General features: G+C 41.4%; 16 protein-coding genes and 7 tRNA genes. 16 read left to right on the top strand and 7 right to left on the bottom strand.

Features of this window, described 5'->3' with window-relative positions; translation table 11 throughout:
- The first annotated feature begins 217 nt into the window (after positions 1-217).
- The 7 genes from CC90_RS0121865 to CC90_RS0121835 all read left to right on the top strand — a co-directional run bounded on the left by CC90_RS0121865 (position 218) and on the right by CC90_RS0121835 (position 1,138).
- Positions 218-289, top strand: a tRNA-Asn gene (locus CC90_RS0121865).
- Positions 290-371: 82 nt separating this feature from the next.
- Positions 372-443: transfer RNA gene (locus CC90_RS0121860), tRNA-Glu, on the top strand.
- Between the two features lie 44 nt (positions 444-487).
- Positions 488-560 (top strand) — tRNA-Thr (locus CC90_RS0121855).
- A gap of 24 nt (positions 561-584) precedes the next feature.
- Positions 585-658, top strand: a tRNA-Ile gene (locus CC90_RS0121850).
- 28 nt (positions 659-686) lie between these two features.
- Positions 687-760, top strand: a tRNA-Asp gene (locus CC90_RS0121845).
- Between the two features lie 25 nt (positions 761-785).
- Positions 786-858: transfer RNA gene (locus CC90_RS0121840), tRNA-Val, on the top strand.
- 195 nt (positions 859-1,053) lie between these two features.
- Positions 1,054-1,138: transfer RNA gene (locus CC90_RS0121835), tRNA-Leu, on the top strand.
- A gap of 124 nt (positions 1,139-1,262) precedes the next feature.
- Here CC90_RS0121835 and CC90_RS22775 read toward each other — a convergent pair.
- From CC90_RS22775 to CC90_RS23925, 5 genes are all read right to left on the bottom strand, one after another.
- Positions 1,263-1,784 carry a site-specific integrase gene (locus CC90_RS22775; protein ID WP_198528802.1) on the bottom strand — a complete coding sequence of 174 codons (522 nt, stop codon included), beginning with the start codon at positions 1,782-1,784 and terminating at the stop codon, positions 1,263-1,265.
- On the bottom strand, positions 1,757-1,924 hold the full coding sequence (locus CC90_RS24305) for a hypothetical protein (RefSeq protein ID WP_157837579.1): 168 nt from the start codon (positions 1,922-1,924) through the stop codon (positions 1,757-1,759). The genes CC90_RS22775 and CC90_RS24305 overlap by 28 nt, the downstream gene beginning before the upstream one ends.
- Before the next feature lie 414 nt (positions 1,925-2,338).
- On the bottom strand, positions 2,339-2,788 hold the full coding sequence (locus CC90_RS0121825; RefSeq protein WP_031392819.1) for a hypothetical protein: 450 nt from the start codon (positions 2,786-2,788) through the stop codon (positions 2,339-2,341).
- A 232-nt stretch (positions 2,789-3,020) separates the two neighbouring features.
- Positions 3,021-3,236, bottom strand: coding sequence for a helix-turn-helix transcriptional regulator (locus tag CC90_RS0121820; RefSeq protein WP_051869965.1), 216 nt, complete (start codon positions 3,234-3,236; stop codon positions 3,021-3,023).
- 76 nt (positions 3,237-3,312) lie between these two features.
- The gene (locus tag CC90_RS23925) at positions 3,313-3,609 is read right to left on the bottom strand and encodes a winged helix-turn-helix domain-containing protein (RefSeq protein ID WP_242843381.1); all 297 of its coding nucleotides are present in this window, start codon (positions 3,607-3,609) and stop codon (positions 3,313-3,315) included.
- Between the two features lie 721 nt (positions 3,610-4,330).
- Here CC90_RS23925 and CC90_RS0121810 point away from each other — a divergent pair.
- From CC90_RS0121810 to CC90_RS0121800, 3 genes are all read left to right on the top strand, one after another.
- Entirely contained in the window at positions 4,331-4,945 is a 615-nt protein-coding gene (locus CC90_RS0121810; RefSeq protein ID WP_031392817.1) for an adenylate kinase family protein, read from the top strand.
- 313 nt (positions 4,946-5,258) lie between these two features.
- Positions 5,259-5,891: an L-2-amino-thiazoline-4-carboxylic acid hydrolase gene (locus tag CC90_RS0121805; RefSeq protein ID WP_031392816.1), complete on the top strand. Its 633-nt coding sequence runs from the start codon at positions 5,259-5,261 to the stop codon at positions 5,889-5,891.
- 202 nt (positions 5,892-6,093) lie between these two features.
- On the top strand, positions 6,094-6,288 hold the full coding sequence (locus CC90_RS0121800; protein ID WP_031392815.1) for a YwbE family protein: 195 nt from the start codon (positions 6,094-6,096) through the stop codon (positions 6,286-6,288).
- Between the two features lie 246 nt (positions 6,289-6,534).
- Here CC90_RS0121800 and CC90_RS23495 read toward each other — a convergent pair whose 3' ends face one another.
- On the bottom strand, positions 6,535-7,821 hold the full coding sequence (locus CC90_RS23495; RefSeq protein WP_051869963.1) for a sensor histidine kinase: 1,287 nt from the start codon (positions 7,819-7,821) through the stop codon (positions 6,535-6,537).
- A complete protein-coding gene (locus tag CC90_RS0121785; RefSeq protein ID WP_031392813.1) occupies positions 7,814-8,500 on the bottom strand; it encodes a response regulator transcription factor in 687 nt (228 codons plus the stop codon). Before CC90_RS0121785 ends, CC90_RS23495 begins: the two co-directional genes overlap by 8 nt.
- A 264-nt stretch (positions 8,501-8,764) precedes the next feature.
- On the opposite strand from CC90_RS0121785, the gene CC90_RS0121780 reads away from it, so the two are divergent.
- The 6 genes from CC90_RS0121780 to CC90_RS0121755 all read left to right on the top strand — a co-directional run bounded on the left by CC90_RS0121780 (position 8,765) and on the right by CC90_RS0121755 (position 16,297).
- Complete coding sequence (locus CC90_RS0121780) at positions 8,765-9,385, top strand: hypothetical protein (RefSeq protein WP_031392812.1); 621 nt, start codon at positions 8,765-8,767, stop codon at positions 9,383-9,385.
- Between the two features lie 29 nt (positions 9,386-9,414).
- Entirely contained in the window at positions 9,415-11,916 is a 2,502-nt protein-coding gene (locus CC90_RS0121775; RefSeq protein WP_031392811.1) for an ABC transporter substrate-binding protein, read from the top strand.
- Positions 11,917-11,979: 63 nt separating this feature from the next.
- Complete coding sequence (locus tag CC90_RS0121770) at positions 11,980-12,867, top strand: carbohydrate ABC transporter permease (protein ID WP_031392810.1); 888 nt, start codon at positions 11,980-11,982, stop codon at positions 12,865-12,867.
- A 77-nt stretch (positions 12,868-12,944) separates the two neighbouring features.
- Positions 12,945-13,796 (top strand): carbohydrate ABC transporter permease, encoded by an 852-nt coding sequence (locus tag CC90_RS0121765; protein ID WP_242843373.1) that lies wholly within the window; start codon positions 12,945-12,947, stop codon positions 13,794-13,796.
- A gap of 29 nt (positions 13,797-13,825) precedes the next feature.
- The gene (locus tag CC90_RS0121760; RefSeq protein ID WP_031392808.1) at positions 13,826-15,457 is read left to right on the top strand and encodes a hypothetical protein; all 1,632 of its coding nucleotides are present in this window, start codon (positions 13,826-13,828) and stop codon (positions 15,455-15,457) included.
- Between the two features lie 264 nt (positions 15,458-15,721).
- Positions 15,722-16,297, top strand: coding sequence for a hypothetical protein (locus tag CC90_RS0121755; RefSeq protein WP_330373278.1), 576 nt, complete (start codon positions 15,722-15,724; stop codon positions 16,295-16,297).
- Positions 16,298-16,333: the final 36 nt, after the last annotated feature.

Genomic DNA, 16,333 nt, shown 5'->3' with positions numbered 1-16,333 from the left:
GGTGAATGAGTAATGAGTAAAAGACACTCATAATGAGTAGAAAACACTCATAGAATACTCCTAGTGAGTAGAGAGCACTCATAAGAGACAAGAAAGAAACGGATGAAAGAGATATGAGAGAGTAACAGGTGGATAACACCTGTAAGAGTGGATTCCTGAAAGGGAAGAAGCTCATTGGTATTCGGTTTTGAGGGTATGGCCCCTTAAAGAAACAGATTCCTCGATAGCTCAATGGTAGAGCACGCGGCTGTTAACCGCGGGGTTGTAGGTTCGAGCCCTACTCGGGGAGTAACAGGTAGAAGACACCTGTAACAAGTTAGACACACTTGTAGAAATACCTGACCGTGGCAAAGTCCATAGGAAAGAGATAAGGCTCCGTGGTCAAGCGGTCAAGACACCGCCCTTTCACGGCGGTAACACGGGTTCGATTCCCGTCGGAGTCATTCGTGTTAATTTAATATGACACTTAGTCGTTTGTTCGCAATCCGCCGATGTGGCTCAATTGGCAGAGCAGCTGATTTGTAATCAGCAGGTTATCGGTTCGAGTCCGATCATCGGCTGTTGTAATACCCGTTAGGGTTTGCGGACCTTTAGCTCAGTTGGTTAGAGCAACCGGCTCATAACCGGTCGGTCCTGGGTTCGAGTCCCCGAAGGTCCATTTGTAAGTTTTATATTTTTTGTTAGTTGGCCCGGTGGCTCAGTTGGTTAGAGCGCCGCCCTGTCACGGCGGAGGTCGTGGGTTCGAGTCCCATCCGGGTCGTTTGTTTGAATATCATATTGATTATGGGATCTTAGCTCAGCTGGGAGAGCATCTGCCTTACAAGCAGAGGGTCATAGGTTCGAGCCCTATAGGTCCCATTAGGTTTTTTGTACAAGCTGGTGTGGCGGAATAGGCAGACGCAAAGGACTTAAAATCCCCTTCGTGAATTTCGTCCATTGCCTTAGAAAGCTCAGTATTTGCTAGGGTTTGAAGAATTTCATAAAGTTTAAAAAGTTTCACATCCCTCCAAAATCCAAGGGTAAAAACGGAGTAGTGAGAATTTTTATAAATCTGCGGGTGTGGCGGAATAGGTAGACGCAAGGGACTTAAAATCCCTCGGACTTAACATCCGTGCCGGTTCGAGTCCGGCCACCCGCATACGTGGAAATGGCTCTAAATCAACGTTTAGGGCTATTTTTTTTGTTTCGAAAACTTGTAATATTTGCACTTTTTGCATCCCTCCAAATTCTGAAACATCCCTCCTAAGTTGCAGAAAAGACACTCATAATGGCGTTAGCAGATTACACTTTTTTACTGAAGTCAAAATGTGTATAGGTGTTGGCGTTGTGGTAATGTTGCTGTGTCCCGGCCATTCCTGTATTGCCTTTAAGTCTACTTCATTTGCATAGAGCAGACTGGCGCAACTATGCTTTAAATCGTGAAAACGGATATCTTTTAAACCATGCTTTTTAATAATTATTTTAAAGTGCTGACTTAAGAGTCCCGGTTTCATAAGTTCACCAATGCTGTCCCGGTTGATATATTCCAGATAATCCTTAGAGTAGGATTTACCGCAAAGGCGCATATCCTTCTTTTGCTGTTCTTTCAGTTTTAAGAGAGCGGATTCAAAAGGGGAAACTAAAGGGAGGGTACGAGTACTGAATTTTGTATTTGTCTTATCTTTTATTACCCTTACTATATGGCTGTCAATATAAGCATCGGTTACAACATGATTAACAGAAATTGTCTTTTGCTCAAAGTCAATGATGTCCCATTTTATTCCAAGGGCTTCACTACGCCGCATACGGTAAAAAGCAGCCAGTATGACCACTGGGCCTTTACTGCCTTAAAGAGCAAATCAAGCTTCTGTGCATTATAATAATCCGGTACAAATACATTCTTTTGTGGTCGTTCTATGCGGTCAGCAGGATTAAATTTTATCAACCCTATCTGAAAGGCATTTTGCAGGCATTTTCGGATATTTGCATGGCGGTGGATGATGGTGTTGGTGGTTAAAACTTATTTACCGTTAGCTCATACTGGTAATAACCTTGTATGTACTTTGGATTATCCTCCATGTCCGTTAAGATGTATTCCTGTTCCTGAAAATAAGGTGCAATCCGCATTTTAATAGCGGATGCGTAACCGGGTAACCGGAATAGGTGGTGATATCAACGCTGTTCTTCATCATTTCCAACCGTTCTAAAATGAAATCAGCAAATAGTATCTGAACTTCGCCGGAGATGGGGTTTATATTGTTTGCCGGATTAGAAGCTATCCATCCGCACTCGACAACGTATGCTAACCCACTTTTGATAATATAATGGCAAGTCACTCATGAGTTACACTTTTGTTACTTTAAAAATTGATGTAGGTAAGAGTATTGGCATCACTGCCGACAATATCCAGCGGTACACGGTCAAGCCAATCTTCCCCCCACTCATCACGTTTCTCCCTTACTAGGAGTAGACCTGTATTTGTCAAATATCGCCAATCACTCGTAAACCAATTATATTTTAACAAGGCTTTATCATCAATTAGTTCTTCATTCGTAGTCATTGACGGGGACTTACCTGAGTAATATCCAGCACATGAACTGGGTGTTTTTCCATATTTTATTGCAAACTTAGAAACCTCCTCTGCTGTAACTTTGCCGCCTGCTCTGAAGACTTCTTCTAAAATAGCAATTTTACGGACAACAGCGATAGTTGCCGTTATCCCCGTGTTTTCAGATTCAATTTGATGAATAACCGCAGCAAGGCTAGCCTCAATTCTTTTTAAATCTTTTAATAATTTGGTTTTATCCATTACATATTTCTCCTTTCATGATGATTTTCATTCAATGAATATGATAACGACAGCTTATCACAAATGCTGTCCGTTGTAAATGCCATTTTATGAAATTGATAACGGAATCATTATCATGAAGAACGATTAGTAGATATTAGGAAGATATTATTCGTCGAAAACACATAAAATATCTTCATTTGCGGTTATATATCCGTATAAAAAATTATACGGCATTAAATATAGATTTTGCCTACATTTCAGGATAAAAGATTGCATCTGCTGATATTTTCAAAGTGCAGATGATTTTAGATAACACTTGGATACTTGGGTATTTATTTTCGTTTTCAATAGCAATAATATACCGTGATGTAACCCCAACCTGTGTGGCAAGGTTGTCCTGTGTTAACCCTGCCACTAACCGTGCGTTCTTAATTAATTTTTCTAAAGTTATAGGTGATTCACCCATCGGCACTTCACCTCCAGAACAGTTCCCTGTTTATTATTGTTAAAATGAGCTTTAATAAGCTCTTTTGATATTTTTACTAAGTTGCTAAAAATTTGTAGCTATAGCCGACTAATGTTTGAATGTAGTTTGTATTTGTTGTATTCAAAGCCATCTTTCGTCGCAAATGGTATATGATATTTTCTACAGCATGTTGATGGTGCACATACTGTTCGTCCCATACGGTCTCATAAATTTGGGCTTTTGTAAATGCCCATCCCGGATGCCTAGCCAGAAAATACAATAGATCAGATTCCTTCGTGGTCAGTTCTATGCTATTGTTATTTATTAAAACACAGCGAGGGCAAGGATTGATTACTAAATCCTTAAAATGCATGGCCATTAGTGACGTTGGTAGTATAGAATACATTGAATATCATAAAGCCTATAATTTACAGCATAAATTGTTAAAGGCATTGGATAAGTAAAAACTGGGAGATTATCATAAAGTAGGTTAAGAGTGCTGTTAAGAAAATTTTTAAAAGATAGGTTAAATGAAACCAATGCAGGAATGTTGTAGACGGTGTTTACGAAATCATAAACAGACTAAACTAGCTGTGCATAACGTAAATCAATTAATATGAGCATATCTATTTTGACCTAATGACACAGAAAGAGACAGATTTCCGTCAAGGAGAAGCTATCTTTTTTTATGTGGAAAAGTTGGATATCATTAATCTCAAATATATCATGTAGATAAATAGAGATTTATCAAGAAGGCAATTTAAATAATCTTAGTTTTTTACTTGGTAGTGTTTTAATAGAATATTGAGGAAGCCGGAATGTCACACCATACAGGAAATAAATTGATTGCTGATTGCAAAAACTTTTCCACTATTAATCCTAAAAGACATATCTTTCCTTCAGCGGAAGATACGTCTTTTCTTATATAAAACAATGTGATATGATAAGCGCAATAGTGCATGTGTTCGACAATAAATAGGAACTTATCGTGTAGTTTGAATTCAAAATTATTTATAAAGAGGAAAGGTACCAGAAAATGGATATTTAAAATATGTCAGAAAATAAATCTAAAAACAGAATGGAAGGATTATTAGATGATAGACATATATTATATAGGTGGATCACCGTGCAGTGGGAAAAGCACTATTGCGGAAGCGATTTCTAAAAAATATAATTTATATTATTATAAAGTAGATGATTATTTAGATAAATACACGCAAATGGGGGCGGAAGCAGGTAAACCAATTTGCATGAAGCAAAGCACTATGACACCGGAGGAAACGTGGATGCGGAATCCAGTGGAACAAAATATAGAAGAATTGCAGTTTTACGAAGAAATCTTTGAATTTATATTAGAAGAAATTAATAGCATTTCGGATCATAGTAGAATTATAACAGAAGGAGCAGCGTTTACTCCAAACTTGATGAAAAAGCATAATGTTGCGAAACAACGATATGTTAATATTACGCCAACACCAGAGTTTCAAATCTCACATTACAGACAAAGAGAATGGGTTCCATATGTACTTGATGGTTGTAGTGATAAGGAAAAAGCATTTATGAACTGGATGAATCGGGATATTTTATTTTCAGAAGCAGTAAGGGAACGATGTGAATTGCTAGGATATAAGGTCTTTGTAAATGATGGGACTCGGTCGGTCGCAGAATTAATGAAAAAAGTCTGTTTGCAATTTAATGTGGAGGACTAGTAGGGGAAAAAGAAATCCGTTTACACAAATTAATACAAAGACCAAATCATCAAATTTAAAGAATAAGTAAAGCTTATAAGTATACTTGAAGTCTACAACTTCCAATTTGATGATTGCAGGGCGTATGTATAGCTGTGAAGGATGTAAGTCTTTCCAAAAAGTTTTATTAGGATTTATTTGAGCTTGAAGTATTTCAAGATTATGGTATAAATATCTCCTTTGGCGGATTGTCTCTGCAGCAGGAATTTGGCAAGATAGGTCTTTTTAATAGAGACGGATTCATTTAGAAAATGATAAAGGAAGGTAAATCAGTTTGACAGAATATGGACGAGTATTTAACAAAAGTATCATTTCCGATGTCTACACGGAGTTTTGCCATAAATACGGCAAAGAAAAAGGAGGACGCATCTACGTGCAGGCAGGCGAACGCCTGTTAACAATGATTTCCAGTGTAGACGACAGGGGGAATACAGCAATCCGTCAGCATTTGAATCAAAACCTGCTCCCGATGATTTCTTGTTATCAGGTCATGCAGGAAAATGGTGTGCCGAAGGATGAAGCGCGCACGTTCATCGTCGGGGTTATGCACGCCCATGTGCAAAAGGCAGGCCGTATTTTTCAACGTCTCTCGCGATTACCTTTTTTCTATTCTTTGTTTTGTGCGTTATGTCAAAAAGTAATGGATAGGAACTATCCTAATATTGGCTGGGATGTCCATTGGCTGCAAAAAGATGAAGAGAAAATCGCTTTCGACTGCAGGGCTTGTGTATACCGCGATACCACCGCGCTTTTTGGCTGTCCGGAGCTTTGCCAGCACTTCTGTGAAAACGATGTCCTCGTATATGGCACTTTGCGGCCTAAAGTGAGTTTCATTCGAACGAAGACACTGGCAGCGGGCGATGATTACTGCGATTTCCGTTTTCTCAACGGCAAAAAGTATCAATGAGTTTCATATAGTAGGATATTTAGTGGGTGCTTTTTATGCCGGATGACTATAAGGACAGAATGAAAAAAGTTAGAAGTGATTCCAACCGGGTATGCCAAGAGGATTGCAGAACTTAATTCGTTCTAGCCAATATGATGAAAATGTCGGCAATTTAATTTGTAAATGTGGAACATAAATTGAAAAAGGGATTGGGGATAAAACGATGGATGGAACAGTTAGAAGTAATATTAAAATAGGTGCAAAGGTGCTTGTGGTACAGAAACAAGACCAAAGAACAGGAAAACTAACAGAAGGTATTGTACAGAGATTACTTACCAATTCAGCGAATCACCCAAGAGGAATAAAGGTGATGCTAGAAGGCGGAATCGTTGGAAGGGTACAGAAGATTTGTGATTAGTTGAAAGCTGATGAGAGATATCATCGTTTCCCTGCTCGTGACGACTCAAGCCGGCTTCGACAAGTATCTTCGTATTTTGACAGAAGAAATTGCCTAGAGTGTGCAACGGATCATGAAAAAGGTGTGCGTTATAGGCATCCAATTTATATCTGATATCGAGCAGACAGACGAAAAAACCTTGGCAGCGGCGAACCGAGCGAAATTCAAGGTGCAGGATAAAATTTAAAACTTTGCCGTTATCCGTGGCTAAAGTACCGGAAGCCGTACTTTAAAGGTCGAGCCGCCGCCCGGCGTATCGATAACTTCGATGGTACCGTTATGTGCCTTCACAATTTCAGAAGCAATGCATAAACCTAACCCGAAGTGCCCCTTGGCACTTCGGGATTTTTCACTTCGGTAAAAGCGGTGAAAAATCTTCTCCTTTTCATCGTCAGGGATACCGATTCCCGTATCGATGACGGTAATAAAAAAATGCTTCTTTTTCAGATGAAGAGAGAGGCTTACGGTTCCGCCTGCGGGAGTATAGCTTACCGCATTGTGCAAAAGGATGGCAGTTACTTGTCTAATGCGGTTCCTATCGCAGATACAGAGGGGAAGAGCAGCCTCCGGCAGATAGATGGACAGTGTCAGGTTTTTTTCTTTTGCCATAGGCTCAAACGCTTCATAGGAGTTCAACAAAAGTGTATCTAATTCTACGCTTTCCTTTTCGATAGAAAAGCTGTGGTTGTCCGAGCGGGATAAGTCCAGCATATCGTCAACAAGGGTCGACATGCGCCTGGATTCAGATTCTATGATATTAAGAAACGTCTCTTTTTTATTTTCAGGCGCTTGCTTAAAGCTTTCCAGACAGGAAAGGATAACAGCCAGAGGAGTACGCAGTTCGTGGGAGGCAGAGGCTACGAACTGAATCTGATTTTTCCTGTTTTCTTCTATCGGTCTCAGAAGTATTTTAGTAAAAGCATAAGAAAGTATCCACAGAATAATCAGAACAAAGGAAATGATTCCCAGAAAAAGAAGGCGCTGATTAAAAAGTTGCTCCTTCACTGGGGTCAGCGGCGAAAGCACCAGCATTTGCAGTATATTTTTTCCTTTTTCCAAGGTGATGACGGAAGCATAATATTCTTCTTTGCTTGCAGAGCTAAAGATAAATTCTGTATGAATGGAGTGATAGAGTGAAGGCGCTGTCATCTCTATGGAAAAGCTATTCCGATAATAGGCAAAGGCCGCTGTATACAATTCCTCCACATCCGCATGTGTGGAACGGCTGTTAAATAAAAAGGGAATGTCATTGTCCATCAGAAAAATCATATATTTACCGTTATCCTCCAGTTTGGACAGCCATTCATGCGTAATGACAGACTGCTGCTCTAAATTGGCAGTAACGGTATTCATATTATTTCGAAAGGAAAGAAGCTGGGTATCTTTTAAATTTTTCTCGGATATGTATAAGTAGCCCAGCGTCATAATCACCAATATTAATGTTGTAATGCCGCCGCACATGAGTGTCAGGCGAAAATGAACTTTTTTAAACATTAGCAGCTCCTTCCTTCAGGCAGTAGCCTATCCCCCGAATCGTCTTGATTTGGAGCCTGCTTCCGATTGCCAGAAGCCGTCTGCGTAAAAAATGGATATAATTATCCAGATTCCCGTCTTCCACATCGCTTTCTGGTCCCCATACCTTTAATAACAGTGTGCTTCTGGAAAGAGTCTGCCCCTGGTTTCGTAAAAAGGCTTCCAGCAAAGTGCCTTCTCTCTTGGAAAGGGAGCAATTTCCCTTTGGTCCTGTTAAAATGTTTTCTTCGGGAGAGTAAGTAACATCAGATAAAATAAATTTATTATCCTTAGCCAGGATGGGAGAGCGTCTCGTTACGCAATAAATTCTGGCCAGAAGTTCTTCAAAGGCGAAGGGCTTGACCAGATAATCATCTGCTCCCATATTCAACCCCTCTACCTTGTCGGACAGAGCTCCTAAAGCGGTAATTAATATTACCGGAATGGCGATTTCTTCCTGGCGCAAGTTTTGCAGTACATCGGTGCCCTCTATCATGGGGAGCATGCGGTCGAGCAGAATGACATCATGAATATTTTCTTTGGCCCAAAATAAGGCTTCTTCTCCGTCAAAACAGGAATCTACAGCAAATCCTTGAGCATTTAGCTGATAGGAAAGAGTATGATTTAAGTTTATATCGTCTTCGGCAAGTAAAATTCTCATGTTGATATGACCTCTTAATTGGAATGTAAATACTATCACTATAGTAACATAGAAATCTTTAAATATTCTCTAAAACTTAAATTGCCGTATAAGGGAATACCGAATTTAAATAAATTTTAACCTTAGAGAAACTTTAGAGAATGGTCTGTTATGATAAGCATCATGAAGAGAGCTTTTGTAAGGTCGCGAAATTGTACATAAAGTGGCATAAGATATGAGTCTTGCAATTGGCAATTGATTAAAGATGTAAAAGGAGAAAAGGTAATGAAAAACAAGAAGATTATTATAGGACTGATGATTGCAGCGCTTTGTTTGGCTGCAGGCTGCCAAAGTAAGACAGAAGAAGAGGCATCTCTTGAAGCAGAAATTATGGAAGATGAAGTATCGATGGAGACAGAAGATAGTGGAACGCAGAACAGTAGAACAAAGAATAGTGAAACAGAAGATATTATTGTAGATACAGAAGCAGAAAAAACGGAAGGTACAGATACAAAAACAGAAGATACAGATACGGAAGCACAGAAGCAAAAGAATAGCACAGAAAATAATTCAGACAGTCAAAGTGTAAAGGAAGAAATAAGTGGTATGGTAAAAGGTGTTGGCGATAATAGTGCAACGGTCAGCCAGATATTTACAATGGACACGGAGGATGGTCTGATTGCCGTGTCACCTGCCTCGGAGGATGGAAATGAAAACATATTGAGTATATATTTTAATGTTGGAGCGGAGTATGAATTTAATATAATCAGAGATGGGGGAGGGAATGTAGAAAGCAGAGAAGGATCCTTTGAGGACATTAAAAAGGGTATGATTTTGCATATGACAGGCAATTGGGACGGAAATGATTTTTATGCAGATATTATTTCAATCAATGAAGTTAGGTAAGAAAAGCCAGAATAATAGGGAGAATAACAATGAAAAGGGAATTTTTTAGGAAAAGACTGATAAGCCTGTTTCTCACCGGAGCAATGATACTTTCGACAGCGGGCTGCGGAGCCAAAGATATGACAATGGGGTCATCTAACGGAGATGCAGAGCAGGCAGCTCAGATAGAAGACAGTGTATCGGCGACCGGAGAAGGCAGTAAGGGGATGGGACGGTATGTAGAGAATGTGACAGACCTGTCGGAATACTGTTACCGACCGGATGGCATTGCGAAGCTGTCCGATGGGAAGCTCATCATTGCGGATTACTATATGGGACAGATTAAATCCGAAGATAACGGCATTACATGGAATCCGGAAGAGACAGACTGGTTTACGGCACTGCAGGCCAAAGATGCTTATATCATGGATATTGCGATAGGTGCAGACGGAACAACGGGCGTTATTTATGATGCCAGTTCCTCCTCCGGGGAAGAGACAGACTTAGAGGAGGCGCTTACAAAAGCGAATGCGGTAGAAACGGATGGAGGGGAAGCCGGGAAGGAAGCAGACGTCGGAGAAACCGGAAGTGAAGTGAGCGGAGAGGGAGAAGATAACGGTGAGGCTTCTGATGAGTTGTTTCAGCTTCATCCTGTATGTATGATCGTAAAGCCGGACGGAACCCGGATAGAAGCGCAGTTTTCTTTGACGGAAGATGAGAAATACCCTTATGGAATATGGATTGCGGATTCCGGCAGGATTTTCGTAACCACCTTGGGAGAAATCATTTATGAAGTAAATGAGGATGGCAGCAGTGAGAAATTTCTTACGGTAGAAGAACGCCCTGAGATGATACAGCTTCAAGGTGATCTCATGATCATAGATGGTTACGCTTATGCCAATGGGATATTAATTTATGATATGGCCAAAGAAGAATATGTAGAGGATGAGGTTTTAAACGATTTTGTTCTGGAGAATTATACCCAAAGAGAAAGGTACGGATTCGGTACTTATGATTTATATTTCTTTACTGGTGAGGACGGAGTTCTTTACATGGCAGGAAAAAAAGGACTGCATCGCCATGTTATCGGGGGAAGCGCCATAGAGCAGGTCATTGACGGAAACTTATCCAGCTTCAGCAATCCTGCCGATGGATTGATTGGAATGGTCGCACTGGAAAATAATGAATTTTTGACCCTTTTTTCAGGCGGTAAGCTGGTGCATTATGTATACAATGCGGATATACCATCAACACCAAGTGAAAAGCTAAAGGTTTACAGCTTAAAAGAAAACGACACCATGAGTCAGGCAATTTCCATATATCAGACCGAAAATCCGGATGTTTTTGTCGATTATGAGATTGGAATGGGTGATGATAACTCCGTTATGAGAGATGATGCGCTGAAGAAACTGAATACGCAGATTATGGCCGGGGAAGGGCCTGATTTGCTTGTACTTGATAATATGCCATTGGATTCCTATATCGAAAAAGGGATGTTACTGGATTTAAGTACCTGCCTGAGTGGTCTGACGGGAGATGCAGAGCTGTTTTCCAATATTACAGACGCATTTAAGAAAAATGGCGGGATTTATACGATTCCTTGTGAAGTACAGCTTCCGCTCGTATTGGGGAAAGAGAAATACGTCTCCGGGATGAAGAATATGAAGGGCATAGCGGATGCGATGGAAGCACTTCGTGAGGACAACCAGGAAGGTGGATTGCTGGATATCTATTCGGAGAGAGGGATTATTCGGTTATTGGCCATGATTTCATCTCCTGCATGGAAAACAAAGAATGGAGGGATTGATGAAACAGCCGTTTCAGAATTCCTGACAGAGGTAAAGAGAGTCTATGATGCTCAGATGGAAGGTGCGTCGGAGAAGGATATCGATCGTTATAACAGTGTAAATGATTATTATATGACGGAATATGCAACGACCAGAGAAGAATGGGATTACTTCGGAGCTATGGATGAAATGGGTTACATAGGAGGAATGACCAATATGGTATTGGGGACCTTATCCGATCCCTATAGTTATGCTACACTCAATTCCGTACAGAGGGTGAAAGGTTTCGAGGATAATGTACTTCTTCCGGTAAGCGGACAGAGTACGAACGTATTCATACCAAAAACACTTATTGGGATCAGTGCAGTTTCAGCTAATACGGAAATGGCACAGGAGCTGCTTAAGGTTCTCTTAGGAAAGGAGAACCAGGTGTCGCTGTTTAACGGTCTTGCGGTAAATAAAGCGGCCTTTGAGGAAAGCTTTGTACCCAAGGAAGAAAATATGGGAGAAGACGGACTTTACGGTTCTATCGGAATGTCCGATGGGGACGGAATGATGGTTTCTCTGGATGTGTATTGGGTGGATGAAGGGCAGCTTCAAAAATTGAGAGACTGGATGGCAAAGGCAGACACTCCTTATGTGAAAGATACTGTGCTGGAGGATTCGGTATGTGAGGAAGGAATCAATTACATGCAAGGCGGAAAGAGTCTGGAGGAATCAGTGAGCGCCATTGTGGAAAAGGTGGCTATTTACATGGCCGAATAAATGGCAGACGGACAGGATTTCGTATTCGGTGAGGGGAATTACGTAGAATAATTGGAGGAAGCGGTGAAGGAATTTAGAACCTACAAAAGGTCGGTCAGGGAGCGGAGGGCTTTCCTCCGGTTCCTGGCATTTAGCCTGTCAGGCGTGCTTCTGTTTGTCATACTGCCCTTTTTCGATGTATTCGGAAGGTCCTTTACGACGGCAGTCACCGGCCGGTTTAATGGTATTCAAAATTATAAGACTATTTTTAACAACCAGGCATTTTTGCTGGCGGTAAAAAACACATTGCGGTTTACCGGTGTGTGTATTCCGCTGCTCACAATAACGGGGCTTCTTATCGCGGTGCCTCTTTCCCGGCGAAAGGATGCCGGAGTCATAAAGTCTTTATATCTGTTTCCGCTCGCCATGCCTACGGCAACAGTGGTCATCGTTTGGAAGCTGTTTTTTTATAAGCAGGGGTTCCTGAATCTATACTTAAGCCGTCTGGGAGAATGGACGGGACTTTGGGGAGAGGTTCATACGGATTATCTTGGAGGCGGTGCGGCTTTCTGGGTACTGGTGTTCAGCTATATCTGGAAAAATACGGGGTATACGGTAGTGCTATGGCTGGCGGGAATATTAGGAATACCGAATGCGCTTTTAGAGGCTGCTAAAGTAGATGGGGCCACCGGCCCGCAGTGCTTTTTTCGGATTGTTCTCCCGAACCTGAAGGGAAGCCTTTATACGATAGTAATCCTTTCCTTTTTAAATTCCTTTAAGATTTACAGAGAAGCCTATCTGGTGGCAGGCGCCTATCCGGCAAAGGATATTTATCTGCTTCAGCATCTGTTTAATAACTGGTTCGTAAATATGGAGTTTGACAAAATGGCGGCAGCAGCGATATGTGTAGGAGGCTTCCTCTTTCTGGTAATTATGCTGTTACAATACTTCTGGGATAAAAAGGAAGGTTGAGAAGGTCTATGAAGAGGATACGAACAAAAACCTTATGTATATGCAATAAAATTGAAAGCATGAGGAAATTCCGAAGAATGAAAGGGGCAGCAATAAGGGCGGTGACGTCATCGCTGCTTCTTCTGCCGGGGATTTTCGTATGTATTCCGATCTTTTTATTGGTAACAGGATCGGTTATGGGAAGTAACGAATTAAAGGATTATCTTTCGCCGGTTCTTTCGAATGGTACCGGATTTGTTTCGTGGAAGCTTATTCCTGACTATCCGACTTTTTCAAATTACGCAAAGCTGTTATTTCTCACGCCGCAGTTTTTTGTACTGTTCTGGAACTCAATGAAATTGGCAGCGTTAATCTTGGCAGGGCAGCTGCTGGTGGGAGTACCTGCCGCATGGGCGTTTGCCGTGTATAGAGTAAAAGGAAGCAAAGTGCTTTTTGCGCTTTACATCGTTCTGATGCTTTTGCCTTTTCAGGTGACGATGCTGTCCAGCTATCTTGTGATGAATAGGTTTTCTCTTTTGAACACCCATATGGCAGTGATATTGCCGGCAGTCTTTAGTACGTTTCCTATTTTTCTTACCTATGGAGGTTTTAGGGCAATTCCAATAGAACTGTTAGAGGCGGCCAGAATGGACGGAGCAAGAGAAGAATACTTATTTCTGAAAATAGGCTTGCCGCTTGGAAAAGGCGGTATGCTTTCGGCCATGGTATTAGGATTTTTGGAGTACTGGAATATGATGGAACAGCCTATGGCTTTCCTGGAGGATAAGGCGCTTTGGCCTTTGTCTCTGTATTTGCCTGAAATCACGTGGGATCAGGCGGGATATGCATTCCTCGCTTCTATTTTGATGCTGTTGCCGTCGGTATTTGTATTTATGATAGGTCAGGATTATTTGGAACAAGGTATTATTTATTCCGGATTAAAAGCATAGAAAATATTTCGGGTTGAGGTAGATGAAATATGTATGAAAAGAAAAGCCTAGTAGATTTGGCAGACACAAATTTACAAACCGGCAGATTCAAAAAATGGATAATTGCTTTTGCCATATTTTTAGTATTTATGTGGCTGTGTACCATTATATCCAAAAGTATCTATGTATCAGGTTTGCCTGTAGTGCAGACTGGCACGCCTGAAAAGAAGTATGTGGAGCATATTGTGGAGGAGGAAGGTATCACGGTAGAAGGCGGAAAGCAGGCGGTAACGGTGCTTGAGGGACTGCGGATAGAGAATATCTTTGTACAAAGAGGGGACCGGATAGAAAAAGGAATGCCTTTATTTCAAGTAGATATTGGGGATTTGCAGGAAATAATAAGGGAAAAAGAAACAGCAATAACCAAACTGAACTATCAGATTTCCGATTTACAGGCTAATCAAGCCTTGCAGGAGCAGAAGCGGCAGTTAGAGGAGAAGAGGGCGAAAGAAGACTACACATCTGCGGACAGTAAAACAGGTACGGCGGTAGGGCGGGCGGAGGAGGACAAGAGCAAGGCAGACGGCAGCCTGCAAAGTCATTTGAATAATCCGGCGAGTGTGACCTCAAACGAGGATAGGCAAAAGGCGTGGGATGCATATAACGCATGGCTGAACAAAGAATATGAATTACTCGATAAGATTACGGCGCAGGAAAGAATAGTAACGGATATGGAAACTGCGGAAGGAACAAAAACAGAAGAAGAAAAGGCAGCACTTGAGGAAGCAAAAACGCAGTTGAATAATTTAAGGGATGAGCTTACTGTTCATGAAAGAAATAAGGTAGCAGAACCCAATTTTAGTGATGAGGACAGTGCGTATGAGAATTGGAAGAATCAGACGAAAAATCTTCAGGAAATATTAGACGATGCGGAAGATATGAGGGAGGATGCCTATGTGGATAGAAGCAGCACGTTAAAGCAGGAAGAAAGAGGGGTGGAGGACGCTCTTTTACCGGGACAGCCGGATTCTGCTCTGTCCATTTATCAGCTGGAGCTTGCAGTCTTGCAGGAAGATATCGGTGAATATAAGCAGATTATGAAGCAGGGAGGAACGATTACTGCTCAGACAGGAGGATTTATTACGGATATTCCCATTATAGTGGGCGGAAGGACACCGGATACGGCGGCTCTTTTGTTTACGGATGATACGGTTCCCTGCCGATTCAAGGTGACCTTGGAAAAGGGGCAGAAAAAATATGTGAATATGGGGGACAAGGTAAAGGTCAAGCTTGGAGGAAAAGCCAGCCGGGAGGTGACGGTGGATTATCTTGAGGAAAGTGATGTCAGTCCGGGGAGCTATGATGTGTTTATGAATCTTCCTGAAAAAGAGGCAAGTCCGGGAACCTCCGGTACTATGAGCGTAAGCGTGCAGGGAGAGAGTCATGAGCTGTGTGTTCCTGTGGAAGCTTTGTATAAAGAAGAGGAAAGGCATTATGTATTTGAGGTAAAAGAACGGGAGGGTATTTTGGGTGTAGAGTTGTATGTGGAGAAGGTAAGTGTGAAAGTAACGGACCAGAATGATAGATTCGCGGCATTGGAGGAAGGGACTATTGATAAGGATAGCAAGGTGATTGTTTCGGCTGAGGAAGAATTAAAGAGAGGAGAGATTGTTAAATATTAATATTAACGGTTGGGGTATAAGTTACAAACAATACAATACTCAATAATGGAAGATTTAAGGTAAGATACAAAAAGTATTGAGGGCACGGAATACATTAAAGATGTTGACGATAACAAGATGTTACTGAGAACGGAGTGAACAGTAACGACAAGTTTAAACTCAGATAATAAAATTTTAGTCTGTACATTAACGGTTATATTTGTCATACTGTCCTTAGCAGATGTGTTCGTATAAATTGGGATGGCGGCATAGGGGAAAGGCAGAATGGCTATGAGTGAGATGAATCAGCAGAATAAGGAATTTGTGGGATATGAATATATGGAGGTGTCTGCGGATACATCGAAGACCTCCTTTTTAATTGACGGGTATAAGAATTTCGGGTGGGAAATAGACACCAATAGGAGCGAGAAAGTTCTTAGAGGTAATAGGCGTACCGCTTATCATCCCAATCGGAACAAGGTAACTCTATACCTGAAGCGGAACCGGGAGATAATGAACAAAATGGAATTGAGCGGACTTCAAAGAAAGTTTGAGGCCTGTGTAAGGGATATTGAAAAACTGGAAAAGTCCAGAAGCATTTTGGCGATAGTCCTCGCGCTTGCAGTAGGAATTATTAGTACGGCATGTATGGCAGGCTCGGTATTTGCGGTAACAGCACAGCCGCCTAGAATTGTTCTCTGCATCCTGCTTGCGATACCGGCCTTCACGGGCTGGCTTCTTCCGGTATTTTTCTTCAAGAGGCTGGTGGAAATTCGATCCAAGGCGGTGAACCCTTTGATTAAAGAAAAGCTTGACGAGATTTATGAAATCTGTGAAAAGGGCAGTAAGCTGTTAAACTGAGCCGGAAGGGGAACCTTTCCGTTAATATTTTATCAT

It is taken from the genome of Kineothrix alysoides (genome assembly GCF_000732725.1).
GTDB lineage: Bacteria > Bacillota > Clostridia > Lachnospirales > Lachnospiraceae > Kineothrix > Kineothrix alysoides.
The sequence above is the reverse complement of the archived record's forward strand: the minus strand, read 5'-3'. Positions and strand labels throughout refer to the sequence as shown.